Genomic DNA, 12891 nt, shown 5'->3' on the forward strand with positions numbered 1-12891 from the left:
CATGGGTCTGCAAATCGGTTTTGTCGCGCTGCTGCTGTTGCTGATCGCCCTGGCCGGCTCGACGTTCCGCATCCTGCGCGAATACGAACGCGGGGTGGTGTTCCAGCTCGGACGCTTCTGGCAGGTCAAGGGGCCAGGGCTGATCCTGCTGATCCCGGTGGTGCAGCAAATGGTCCGGGTCGACCTGCGCACCATCGTCCTCGACGTGCCGCCACAGGACGTGATCACCCGCGACAACGTGTCGGTGAAGGTCAACGCGGTGCTGTACTTCCGCGTGCTCGACCCACAGAAAGCGATCATCCAGGTTGAAGATTTCCTCATGGCCACCAGCCAACTGGCCCAGACCACCCTGCGCGCGGTCCTCGGCAAACATGAGCTGGACGAACTGCTGGCCGAACGCGAACGCCTGAACATCGACATCCAGCAAGTGCTCGACGCCCAGACCGACGCCTGGGGGATCAAGGTCGCCAACGTCGAAATCAAGCACGTCGATCTCAACGAATCGATGGTGCGCGCCATCGCCAAGCAGGCCGAAGCCGAGCGGGAACGGCGAGCCAAAGTGATCCACGCCGAAGGCGAATTGCAGGCCTCGGAAAAACTCATGCAGGCCGCCGAAATGCTTGGTCGCCAGCCCGGCGCCATGCAACTGCGCTACATGCAGACCTTGAGTTCGATCGCCGGCGACAAGAGCTCGACCATCGTCTTTCCGTTGCCGATCGAACTGCTCAAGGGTATGGCGGATCTGTCGGCGAAATCGTGAGCGCACGCAAGCGTTCCAGCGCGACATAGGGCGCACGGGCGCAATCTTCGATCCGTGCCCGCAACAGCGCCGATGCCTCCCGGCGTTTGTGTTCGCCATCGACGACAAAGGGTTGTGACGGCTGCTTCGCGTGCTGCGCCGTCGCTGTCAGCGCCTGTTCACACTGCGTGGCGCTGAGCCCGAAAAACCGCGCCAGCCGCCCGCTCATCGCGTCGGGCAATTCGCTGTAATTGACCGCCAGCCCGGCAGACTCACGACAATGCACGCACCCCGCCTCCAACAGGCGCCCCAGCCGCCGGGCGATGAAGTCCTCACGCCCCTCGAAGGGCAAATCATCGTCCAGCACACAATCGCCGAGCGCCCCCGGCACCATGTGCAGGCCGGGGCGACGCAGGTGCGAGACGGCGATTTCCAGTGGATCGCGATAGACAAACAGCCACGGCGTATCGGCAAAACACTCGCGCAGCAGCGGCCATTCGCCGATGTTCCAGGCGTCGAGTTTGATGACCAGTCGCTGCTCCGTGCCGCGCCGACGCTGACCGTACGCCGAGAGCAGTCCGACGATGGCCGCGCGGCGCTCTTCGTCCGGCAGATCGCTGCGCAACAAGGCATCAAGGGGCGGCGGCTCCGAGACTACGATGTGATCATCGAGCCGGGCGAGCATCTGACTGATCAGCGTCGAGCCACACCGCGAGGCGTGCAGGATGAACGCGCTCGGCAGCAGCCCCGGACTGAGCGTTTGCCAATCCATGAGCGCCGACAAGGGTGTTTGCCGGCGAAACGCCTGATTGAACGGCAGGTGCAACGCGTCTTCGACGGCCTCACGAAAGAACGGTTGATGCAGCGGGGTGTCACCAAACCAGCACCAGTCGACCTGCCATTGCTCGGCGGTTTTCCAGACGCGGATCGGCAACCAGCCGTCGAAATTCACAGGCGCCATTGCTCGTTCCATGACCGACGACCGTTGCGCATCGCCGCCAGCAGCTCTTCACGGGAAAAATGCAGGCCTCGTTCAGCGGCCAACGCCAGCGTCTGGACAGTGAATGCTTCGGGGTCGTGCAATGCCTGCAACGTTGCGGACAACAGCGGTTCTGTGACAAGCAATCGTTGAAAGCGCTGAAGCGCTGTTTCCGTGGCATCAGGCAGCGGAGTGCTCGGCAAACCGTTGGCAATCATCTGCTCCAGCCAAGGCGAGGGGTGGCAATCGAGCACCAGATGAACCCGTGCCGTGCGGTCGCGATTGTCGACCCGATGCGGCCGGGCAAGATCAAGAAACCAGCATTCCCCGGCCCTCATCGGCATCCGCTGGCCGTCGAGCCAGAAGTCCACGGCAGGCGGACTGAGCAGCGGAATGTGCAGGCGCAAATCGGCGTCCGCGCCCTCAAGGTCGTAGTCGCGATGTTCATGAATCTGTCCGCCCGGTCCCAGTCGCAACAGCCGAGCACTGACGATTTCCAGCGGCAGATCCCGCAGGGCCTGCTGCCAGCGACGGTCATTCAGCCAAGGGGGGCGTTGAACGGGTTCGGCACTGCCGGGGGACAGTTCGGTCAGCGCGTCGGCGGCGGAAATCAGCGCCACACCGCTCCAGTCGCCGGCGAAATAAGCGGTGTTGAAATGACCGCGCCAGGCAGCGTCGTCAATCGCCGCCAGCGCCTGCAACAGCAATGGCAGATCCGCGGTCAGCGGCAACCGTGAGAACGCCGGCCGGCTCATGCCTTGGGCAACACCGCGGATTCGCCGAGCCAGGTCAGCAACCGGTCGAGACAGGATTCGACCGTCAGCGTGCCGGTGTCGAGCACCAGCGAAGCCTGGGCCGGCGCCTCGTAAGGCGCCGACACGCCGGTGAACCCGGCCAGCTCGCCACGCCGGGCCCGGGCGTAATGCCCTTTCGGATCGCGCTGCTCGCACACTGCCAGCGCGGCGCTGCACCAGACCTCGCGATAATCCTCGCCCAAACGGCGGGCAAACACTTCGCGCAGTTCCGCCAACGGCGCGATCATCGCCAGAATCACGATCTGCCCGTTCTCCACCAGCAACGCCGCCAGCTCACTGGCGCGGCGGATGTTTTCCAGGCGGTCGGCATCGGTAAAACCCAGGTCACGGTTGAGCCCGACGCGCAGGCCATCGCCATCGAGCACCACACTTTGCAGACCACGACTGAACAACTCGGCATGCAACGCCTGGGCAAGGGTCGATTTGCCCGCCGCCGGCAAGCCGGTCAGCAGCATTGCCGTGCCGCGATGGCCGTTGCGGGCCTCGCGTTGGGCACGGCTGATGCTGGCGGTCGGCGCCAATACGTCACTGCGCGGCGGCATGGGCCACCGGCAGCGAAATATCCCCCGAGGCCCACGCGGCTTCGCGGTTGGCCAGCGCGGTGGCGATCGACTGGACCTCGGTCGACTGCACCTGATCCGGCAGCGGATCGAGGCCAGCGCTGGCGAAGATCTGGCCATAGGCGTTGCGCAGATCGGCGTAGGACAGATCGCGACGCAGATCCGCCTGCAAGGTGTTGAGTTCGCCCTGAATCAGGTCCAGCTCACCAATGCCGTCGGCCTGACGACGGTTGCGCAACTGACCGACGATTTGCCCGTCGATGTCCGACAGTTGCTGGTTGGTCTTGAACTGGCGCAGCGCCTCCTGATAGTTGGCGTTGGCCACGTAGAGCTGCGCCAGCACTGCAATCGACATCGCCTGACGCCGCGCGGCAGCCACTTCCTCACCGGCCTTCGCCACATCGATAGCCGCCGGGGCAGAGATCACGTTGAACAGGTTCCAGGTGACTTTGACGCCGTAGTCGGCCCAGCCCTGCTCGACCAGGAACGAGTTGCTGTCGTAGTGCCCGCCGGCGGAGAACTCCAGGCCCGGCAGCAGACGCAGCATGGCCTTGCGGGTTTCGGCGGCGCTGATCCGGGTCTGGTAATCCTGCTCGCGCAGTTCCGGACGGCTGGTCAGGGCTTCCTGTTCGAGTTTGCTCAGATCGACCTTGAGTTCCGGGATCCGGTAACCGTCATCGGTGGCCAGGGTCAGGTTGGTGCCCAGCGGCAGGTTGATCAGGGTCGCCAGTTCGGTTTTCGCCAGCGACAGCGCGCGGCGTTGTTCTTCCAGTTGCCGGGTCGCTTCGATCAGCGAACGCTGATAACCGAGCGACTGCACCGGATCACCGATGCGCTGTTCGCTCATGCTTTCGCTGTTACGGCGGGCGGTGTCGACTCGCGCCATCAGGCTGTCGATCTGCTTGAGCAGACGTTCGGCAGCCATCGCCCGCCAATAGGCCGAGCGCACGTCCTGAACGATGGTGTTGATCACCTTGCGCCGGCGCTCCTGAACGATCAGGCGCTGGTCGCCCTGCTGCTTGGCGCTGATGTAGCTGACACCGAAATCGAGGACGTTCCAGACCATGGTCAGGTCGGCGACGTCACGGTCGCGGTCCTGTGAGGTCGACGGTTCCAGAGACTGAGTGCCGGTACGCACACTCTGGCTGCTGGAGGCGCTGACGTTGTTACGCCCGACGTAACCGGCGTCCAGCGCCATGCGCGGCAGCATGTCGAAACTGGCGAGGTCGAGCTGCCGCTTGGCCAGCGCTTCCTCCATGATTTTCAGGCGGCCTTCGAGGTTGTATTTCACCGCGCGAGCCATCGCCTGGTGCAGGGTCAGCGGCCCGCTCAACGGTTCCTGGCCCTTGTACATGCTTTGCAGGTCGGCCCGGGCCCTTTGTTCGCTGACACTGCGCTCGATTGGTTCACTGGTCACTGCACATCCGCTGATCGCCAGCGCCAGCAGGCTGGCGCCGAACAACTTCTGACTTTTCTTCATCCCTGGATCGCCCCTAGGTCCCGCACATATGTGAGTTGTTGTGTGTTGTCAGGCCGGCATTTCGCTGATGCCGATCTGTTGCAGTGCGGCGGCCAGGTTGTCGACCCGGTGCTGCTCGCTGTCCTTGATCTGTTGCAGTTGCTGGCCCAGGGTCGGCGCGCCGAACACACCGCGCAGGCCCTGGGAAATATCGCCGCCCTTGATCGACTGGCTGCCGAAGGCATTCAGCGAATCACGCTCGGCGCTGCTGTCCTGATTGAACAGACTCGACAGCGTGCTGCTGCCAAACACCCCGCCATCGCCACCGCCAAACCCGAGGAAGCCATGACCGGAGCCGTCACCGCCGTTGTCACTGCTGGTGAACACCTGGGCAATGAAGCTCGGGCTCAGCGCACCGCGATTGATGAAAATATCCCCCAGTGGACGGATGCCGTTGCCGATCACCCGTTGCTCGAACAACGGCGCGAAAGTCAGCGGTGAACCGAGGTCGCCAGTGGGCGCGGTGAAGACGATCGGCTGCAGCGGAACGTTCGGCGGTGGCGGCGGCGCGACCGGATCGCTGCTGCGGAACTCCGGATCCGGTGTCACCACGATCAACGGAGTAGTCGGTGTCACAGGAGGCACAGGCACCGTGTTGATCACGTAATTGCCGGAACTGCTGACGCTGCTGCCGCTGTTGCCCGACAGGTCGCTGACCCCGGCCGTGTTGATGCTGATCGCATTGCTGGCGCTGTTGACGTTGGCGTTCGGCGTCAGGGTCGCGGTCCAGGTCTTGCCACCGTCGCTGCTGCTCAGGTTGGACAGAGTGCCGTTGGCCACGCTGAGGTCCGACAGGTCGAAACCGCTGACCGCTTCGTTGAAGGTGATGGTCACCTGCGAAGTCTGACCGACGCCCAGGTTCGGATTGGCGATCACCACCGTGGCGGTCGGCCGTTCGCTGTCGAGGGCGTAGTTGTTCGACACCGCCACCGTGCTGCCGGCGTTGCCCGCAAGGTCGGTGACGTTGCTGGTGTCCAGCGCGATGAAGTTGCTCGGGTCGGTGACATTCGCGGTCGGCGTGAAAGTCGCGGTCCAGGTCTTGCCGCCGTCACTGCTGGTCAGGTTGCTGAGGTCACCGTTGGTCACGCTAAGGTCGGACAGGTCGAAATTGCTCACCGCCTCGCTGAAGGTGAAGGTCACCGTGGTGCTCTGACCGATGCCCAGATTCGGATTGGCGACCACGATGTTCACCGTCGGCCGGGTCGCGTCGAGAATGTAGTTGTTGGAGATGGCGATGCTCGCCCCGAGGTTGCCGGCCAGGTCCTGGACGCCGCCAGTGTCGATCAGGATCAGGTTGGTCGGATCGTTGACGTTGGCTGTCGGCGTGAAGGTTGCGGTCCAGGTCACGCCGCCGTCGCTGCTGGTCAGGTTTGACAACGAACCATTGGCGACGCTGATGTCCCCCAGATCGAACCCGATCACCGCTTCGTTGAAGGTGAAGGTCACGGTGGTGGTTTCACCGATACCGAGGCGGTTATCGGCAACCACAATGGTGGCGGTTGGCAGCGCGGTGTCGATGGCGAAGTTGTTGGAATCGGTGGTGCCGATACCGCTGTTGCCTGAGACGTTGGTCACTCCGGCATTGTTCAGGCTGATCAGGTTGGTGGCGTCAGTGACATTGGCAGTCGGGGTGAACGTCGCGGTCCAGGTGATGCCGCCGTCACTGCTGCTGACGTTGCTCAGCGTGCCGTTGGCGATGGTCAGGTCACTGTTGTCGAACCCGCTGACCGCTTCGCTGAAAGTGATGGTCACCAGCGAGGTTTCCCCGGCCTTGAGCGCAGTGTCGGCTAACACGATGGTGGCAGTCGGCACCTGGGTCTGCACTTGGTAATTGGCCGAGTTGGTGGTGCCAGTGCCGGTGTTGCCGGCCAGGTCGGTGGTACCGGTGTTGTTCAGGACAATCAGGTTGGTCAGGTCGCTGACACCGATGTTCGGCGTGAAGGTGGCCGTCCAGGTGAGGCCGCCGTCGCTCGACGAGACATTGCTCAGCGTGCCGTTGGCGACGCTCAGGTCGGAGTTGTCGAAACCGGTCACCGCCTCGCTGAAGGTGATGGTCACCAGCGCGGTTTCGCCGGGACGCAGGTCAATGTCGCTCATGACGATGGTCGCCGTCGGACGCTGACTGTCGACCGCATAGTTGTTGGAATCGGTGGTGCCGCTGCCGGCGTTGCCTGCCAGGTCGGTGATGCCGGTGTTATCCAGGGTGATCAGGTTGGTGGTATCGGTGATGCCTGCCGCCGGGGTGAAAGTGGCCGTCCAGGTGATGCCGCCGTCGCTGCTGCTGACCGCGCTCAGCGTACCGTTGGCGATGATCAGGTCGGCGTTGGTGAAACCGGTCACGGCTTCGCTGAAGGTGATGGTCACCAGGCTGGTCTGACCGACGCCGAGCGCCGTGTCGGCGACCACGATGGTGGCGGTCGGACGCACCGTGTCGATTGAATAGTTGTTCGAATCGGTGGTGCCGCTGCCGGCATTGCCCGACAGGTTCTGCACGCCAGTGTTGTCCAGCGTGATCAGGTTGGTGGCGTCGGTGATGTTGGTGGTCGGCGTGAACGTGGCCGTCCAGGTAATGCCGCCATCACTGCTGCTGACCGCGCTGAGTGTGCCGTTGGCGATGGTCAGGTCGGCGTTGGTGAAACCGGTCACGGCCTCACTGAAGGTGATGGTCACCAGCGAGGTTTCGCCGATTTTCAGCGCGTTGTCGGCAATGACGATGGTCGCGGTCGGCAGCACAGTGTCGATGCTGTAGTTCGGCGAGTTGGTGGTGCCGGTACCGGTGTTGCCGGCCAGGTCGGTGATGCCGGTGTTGTTCAGGACGATCAGGTTGGTGAGGTCGATGACGCCGATGTTCGGCGTGAAGGTGGCCGTCCAGGTGATGCCGCCGTCGCTCGACGAAACGTTGCTCAGGGTGCCGTTGGCGACGCTCAGGTCGGAATTGTCGAAACCGGTCACCGCCTCGCTGAAGGTGATGGTCACCAGCGAGGTTTCGCCAGCACTGAGGGTGTTGTCGGAGAGCACGATGGTCGCCGTTGGACGCTGACTGTCGACCGCGTAGTTGTTGGAGTCGGTGGTGCCGCTGCCGGCGTTGCCCGCCAGGTCGGCGATGCCGGTGTTGTCCAGCGTGATCAGGTTGGTCGTGTCGGTGATGCCCGCTGCCGGGGTGAAAGTTGCCGTCCAGGTGATGCCGCCGTCGCTGCTGCTGACAGCGCTCAACGTACCGTTGGCGATGGTCAGGTCAGCGTTGGTGAAACCGGTCACCGCTTCGCTGAAGGTGATGGTCACCAGCGTAGTCTGGCCGACGCCCAGGGCGGTGTCGGCGACCACAATGGTGGCGGTCGGACGCACGGTATCGATCGAGTAATTGTTCGAATCGGTGGTGCCGCTGCCGGCATTGCCCGACAGGTTCTGCACGCCAGTGTTGTCCAGCGTGATCAGGTTTGTCGCGTCGGCGATGCTGGTGGTCGGCGTGAAGGTCGCCGTCCAGGTGACACCGCCGTCGCTGCTGCTCACCGCACTGAGCGTGCCGTTGGCAATCGTCAGGTCGGCGTTGGTGAAACCGGTCACCGCTTCACTGAAGGTAATCGTCACCAGCGAGGTTTCACCGATCTTCAGACTGGGGTCGGCGACGATGATGGTCGCGGTCGGCAGCACAGTGTCGATGCTGTAGTTGTTGGAGTTGGTCGTGCCGCTGCCGGCGTTGCCCGCCAGGTCGGCGATGCCGGTGTTGGCCAGGGTGATCAGATTGGTGGCGTCATGGATGCCCACGGTCGGCGTGAAGGTCGCCGTCCAGGTAATGCCGCCGTCGCTGCTGCTCACTGCGCTCAATGTGCCGTTGGCAATCGTCAAGTCGGCGTTGGTAAAGCCGGTCACCGCTTCACTGAAGGTGATGGTCACCAGTGAGGTTTCACCGGCGCTGAGGTTGCTGTCGGCGACCACGATGGTCGCGGTCGGCCGTACCGTATCGATCGCGTAATTGTTCGAATCGGTGGTACCGCTGCCGGCGTTGCCCGCCAGGTCGGCGATGCCGGTATTGTCCAGGGTAATCAGGTTGGTGGTGTCGGCGATGCTGGCGCTCGGCGTGAACGTCGCGGTCCAGGTGATGCCGCCATCGCTGCTGCTCACCGCGCTCAACGCGCCGTTGGCGATGGTCAGGTCGGCGTTGGTGAATCCGCTCACTGCCTCGCTGAAGGTGATGGTCACCAGCGTGGTTTGACCGATACCAAGGGCCGTGTCGGCGACCACGATGGTGGCAGTCGGACGGACCGTATCAATCGCGTAATTGTTGGAGTCAGTGGTGCCGCTGCCGGCATTACCTGAAAGGTTCTGCACGCCGGAGTTGTCCAGCGTGATCAGGTTGGTGGCGTCGGTGATGCTGGTGGTCGGTGTGAAAGTCGCCGTCCAGGTGATGCCGCCGTCGCTGCTGCTCACCGCGCTGAGCGTGCCGTTGGCAATCGTCAGGTCGGCGTTGGTGAAACCGGTCACCGCCTCGCTGAAGGTAATCGTCACCAGCGAGGTCTCGCCGATTTTCAGCGCGTTGTCGGCAATGACGATGGTCGCGGTCGGCAGCACGGTGTCGATGCTGTAGTTGTTGGAGTTGGTCGTGCCGCTGCCGGTGTTGCCCGAAAGGTCGGCGATGCCGGTATTGGCCAGCGTGATCAGGTTGGTCGCATCGTTGACACCCACGTTCGGCGTGAAGGTGGCCGTCCAGGTGATGCCGCCGTCGCTGCTGTTAACGGCGGTCAGCGTACCGTTGGCAACCGTCAGGTCGGCGTTGGTAAAGCCGGTCACCGCTTCGCTGAAGGTGATGGTCACCAGTGAGGTTTCACCGGCGCTGAGGTTGCTGTCGGCGACCACGATGGTGGCGGTCGGACGCTGGGTGTCGATGGCGTAGTTGTTGGAATCGGTGGTGCCACTGCCAGCGTTGCCCGCCAGGTCGGCGATGCCGGTATTGTCCAGCGTGATCAGGTTGGTGGTGTCGGTGACGCTGGCGCTCGGGGTGAACGTCGCGGTCCAGGTGATGCCGCCATCGCTGCTGCTGAGCGCGCTCAACGTGCCATTGGCGACCGTCAGGTCGGCGTTGGTGAAACCGCTGACCGCTTCGCTGAAGGTGATGGTCACCAGCGAGGTTTCACCGATCCGCAGGTTGTTGTCGGCCACCACGATGGTCGCGGTCGGGCGCACGGTATCGATGGCGTAGTTGTTGGAGTCGGTGGTGCCGCTGCCGGCGTTGCCGTTCAGGTCTGCAATGCCGGTATTGTTCAGCGTGATCAGGTTGGTCGCGTCGGTGATGCTGGCGGTCGGCGTGAAGGTCGCCGTCCAGGTAATGCCGCCGTCACTGCTGCTGACCGCCGTCAAGGTGCCGTTGGCGATGGTCAGGTCGGCGTTGGTGAGCCCGGTGATCGCCTCACTGAAGGTGATGGTCACCAGCGAGGTTTCGCCGATCCGCAGGCTATTGTCAGCCACCACGATGGTCGCGGTCGGACGCGCGGTGTCAATCGCGTAATTGTTGGAATTGGTGGTGCCGCTGCCGGCGTTGCCGGCCAGATCGACGACCCCGGTGTTGTCCAGGGTGATCAGGTTGGTGGTGTCGGTAATGTTGCTGGTCGGCGTGAGCGTGACGGTCCAGGTGATGCCGCCGTCGCTGCTGCTCAGGCCGCTCAGGGTGCCGTTGGCCACGGTCAGGTCGGCGGTGGTGAAACCGCTGACGGCTTCGCTGAAAGTGATGGTCACCAGCGAGGTTTCACCGGCCGCCAGATTGGTGTCGGACACCACAATGGTTGCCGTCGGCCGCACGGTATCGATCGCATAATTGACCGAATCGGTGGTGCCGGTGCCGGCGTTACCGGCAAGGTCGGCGATACCGGTGTTGTCCAGGGTAATCAGGTTGGTGGTATCGCTGATGCTGGCGGTCGGGGTGAACGTTCCGGTCCAGGTGATGCCGCCGTCGCTGCTGCTCACTGCGCTCAACGTGCCGTTGGCGATAGACAGATCGGCGTTGGTGAAACCGGTCACCGCTTCACTGAAGGTGAAAGTCACCAGCGACGTATCGCCGATCTTCAACGCCGTATCGGACATCACGATGGTCACGGTCGGCCGCGCGGTGTCGATGGCGTAGTTGACGGAGTTGGTCGTACCGACACCCGCCACGCCGTCGTTGATCGCGGTCACCCCGGTGTTGTCGAGGGTGATCAGGTTGGTGCTGTCGGTGATGTTGTTGGTCGGCGTGAAGGTCGCCGTCCAGGTCAGGCCGCCATCGCTGCTGCTGACCGCTGTCAGCGTGCCGTTGGCAATCGTCAGGTCGGCGTTGGTGAAGCCGGTGACCGCTCGGCTGAAGGTAATGGTCACCAGCGAGGTTTCGCCGATTTTCAGGGCCGTGTCGGCCATCACGATGGTCGCGGTCGGCGGCTCTACGTAAGCGGTGTTGAGCGTGCCGCCGTTGTTATAGATCGCCGCGAAGGCCAGCGGTACAGAGCCCGTCACGCCGCCACCCAGTTCTGCACCACCGGAGCCGCTGCCGGCCGCGTTGCCGCTGATGGCGCTGAAGTTGGCGGCGGTGATCAGTACCGTGCCGCCCTGGTTCCAGATCGCGCCGACACCTCGTCCGCCGTCGCCGCCGTTCAGGTTATTGCTACCCTGGCCACTGCCACCACCGCCACCGCCACCCGCGCCGATGTTGTTGCTGATGACCGAGGTGCCGACGATTTTCAGCGTGCCGGTGGAAGCGTTGTAAATGCCACCGGCGGCATTGCCGCCGGCGCCGCCGACCTTGTCCCAACCGGCGCCGCCACCGCCGCCACCGATGGAAATCGTACCGTTGCTGGCCGTGCCGCCATTGCCGCCGTTGCTGTAATAGGACACGCCCACACCGCCCGCGCCGCCAGTGGTCGAGCCGCCGCGCCCGCCCATGTGCGTCGCGTCGTAGCCACCGCCGTAGCCGCCGACACCAGCGCTGCCGGCCTGGCCGCCCAGCGTACCGGTGCCCGGCCCGGCCGTACCGCCATGACCACCGCCCTGACCGCCAAGACCACCGCCACCACCACCGGCACCGCCGTAGAACGCACCGGTGACACCACCGCCACCGCCGCCACCGGCCGCCGCGTTGCCGGTGACCGAGACGTTGTTCAGGGTCAGGATGCCGGCGTTGAAGATCCCGCCGCCCATGGCGCCGGTTGCGCCGTAGCCGCCATTACCGCCGTTGCCCGAAACCAGGCCACGGGTAATGACCAGACCATCTAGGGTCACCGTGCTGCCGGAGGTTATTTCCACCACTCGGGTCCGGTATTGGCCATCGAGCGTGACGTCGGCAACCCCGTCGTTGTTCAGGTCACCATCGACGGTGACGTTCTTGTTGATCAGCAATTCCGAGGTGAGCTGCACCGTCATCCCGGAGCTGAAGGTCACGATGTCGCCGTTCTGCGCAGACGCCAGCGCTGCGCGCAGCGAGCCGACCCCGGTGTTGGCATTGTTGGTGGCGGTCCAGGTGGCCAGGCCCCACTGGTATTCGCTCATCGCCTGGGTCGACAGCACGTTGGCGCTTTCGATGTTGCCGGTGGCGATCTCCAGATCCCAGTCGCCGCCCACCCCGGTGCGATTGTTCGAAGCGGCCACATCGCGGCCGGTCAATTGCGCCAGCGAGTCGACGAAGCTCAGGCCACGATCGCCTTCGGCGGTGTAGCAGCCGTAGATCAGGATGTCGCCGCCGACGTTCATGTCCTTGCCGATTTCCGCCAGGATCGCGCTGCGCTGGGCGACGTTGTCGGCCGACAGATAACTGTTGCCCAGCCACAGGTCACCGGCGTTTCCGTGGGCGATGATCTGCACCGAGCTCACGCCCTGATGCTGATCGAGGTAATCGGCGATCTGCTGCAAACCGTCCTTGCCCGCATCGAGCTTGACCACTTGGGTGCCGGGGGCCACGCCCTTGAGCAGGCTGTCGGTATCCTTGACCCGGGAATCGACGAACACCACGCTCTGCCCCGGCACCGCGACCGGGCTGGCAGCGGGCGTGGCGTCGGCCTGGCCATGGGTGTCCTTGCTGGCGCTCGGGTGGTCGGCGGCCGGTGCTTTCGCGGCATCGGCGGTGGCATGGCTGTCAGCCTGGGCGGCGGTGTCGGCGACGGTGGCCGCGACGGCGCCGTCGAACAGCATGCGCGGTTCGAGCGACATGATCATGGGCGCCGCCAGCGTCCGTTGGCCTTCGGTAACCCGCGACTTCTGCTTGCTCCACCACATGTTGCTCACCCGGACTCGAACACAGTTGTTGACGCATCAATGAAAAA

General features: G+C 64.0%; 6 protein-coding genes. 1 reads left to right on the top strand and 5 read right to left on the bottom strand.

The window, feature by feature from the left end; translation table 11 throughout:
* Position 1: 1 nt before the first annotated feature.
* Positions 2 to 760, top strand: a complete 759-nt coding sequence (locus QRN46_RS23440; protein WP_007957673.1) for a slipin family protein — start codon at positions 2 to 4, stop codon at positions 758 to 760.
* On the opposite strand, the gene QRN46_RS23445 is transcribed toward QRN46_RS23440, so the two are convergent.
* Genes QRN46_RS23445 through QRN46_RS23465 form a run of 5 tightly spaced genes read right to left on the bottom strand, consistent with a single transcriptional unit; the run spans position 726 to position 12844 of the window.
* A complete protein-coding gene (locus QRN46_RS23445; protein ID WP_041475102.1) occupies positions 726 to 1700 on the bottom strand; it encodes a sulfotransferase family protein in 975 nt (324 codons plus the stop codon). The two genes, QRN46_RS23440 and QRN46_RS23445, sit on opposite strands and share 35 nt — an antisense overlap.
* Positions 1688 to 2473: an aspartyl/asparaginyl beta-hydroxylase domain-containing protein gene (locus QRN46_RS23450; RefSeq protein WP_285357546.1), complete on the bottom strand. Its 786-nt coding sequence runs from the start codon at positions 2471 to 2473 to the stop codon at positions 1688 to 1690. The genes QRN46_RS23445 and QRN46_RS23450 overlap by 13 nt, the downstream gene beginning before the upstream one ends.
* Entirely contained in the window at positions 2470 to 3075 is a 606-nt protein-coding gene (cysC, locus tag QRN46_RS23455) for an adenylyl-sulfate kinase (protein WP_221615579.1), read from the bottom strand. The genes QRN46_RS23450 and cysC overlap by 4 nt, the downstream gene beginning before the upstream one ends.
* Positions 3059 to 4573, bottom strand: coding sequence for a TolC family protein (locus tag QRN46_RS23460; RefSeq protein ID WP_102717897.1), 1515 nt, complete (start codon positions 4571 to 4573; stop codon positions 3059 to 3061). Before QRN46_RS23460 ends, cysC begins: the two co-directional genes overlap by 17 nt.
* Before the next feature lie 48 nt (positions 4574 to 4621).
* Positions 4622 to 12844 (bottom strand): Ig-like domain-containing protein, encoded by an 8223-nt coding sequence (locus tag QRN46_RS23465; protein WP_350310509.1) that lies wholly within the window; start codon positions 12842 to 12844, stop codon positions 4622 to 4624.
* Between the last annotated feature and the right edge of the window lie 47 nt (positions 12845 to 12891).

Source organism: Pseudomonas sp. lyk4-R2A-10, assembly GCF_030209075.1.
Classification (GTDB): domain Bacteria; phylum Pseudomonadota; class Gammaproteobacteria; order Pseudomonadales; family Pseudomonadaceae; genus Aquipseudomonas; species Aquipseudomonas glycinae.

Coding starts and splice junctions, on each gene's coding strand:
- QRN46_RS23440 (WP_007957673.1), top strand. CDS start 2: ATGGGTCTGCAAATCGGTTTTGTCGCGCTGCTGCTGTTGCTGATCGCC.
- QRN46_RS23445 (WP_041475102.1), bottom strand. CDS start 1,700: ATGGCGCCTGTGAATTTCGACGGCTGGTTGCCGATCCGCGTCTGGAAA.
- QRN46_RS23450 (WP_285357546.1), bottom strand. CDS start 2,473: ATGAGCCGGCCGGCGTTCTCACGGTTGCCGCTGACCGCGGATCTGCCA.
- cysC (WP_221615579.1), bottom strand. CDS start 3,075: ATGCCGCCGCGCAGTGACGTATTGGCGCCGACCGCCAGCATCAGCCGT.
- QRN46_RS23460 (WP_102717897.1), bottom strand. CDS start 4,573: ATGAAGAAAAGTCAGAAGTTGTTCGGCGCCAGCCTGCTGGCGCTGGCG.
- QRN46_RS23465 (WP_350310509.1), bottom strand. CDS start 12,844: ATGTGGTGGAGCAAGCAGAAGTCGCGGGTTACCGAAGGCCAACGGACG.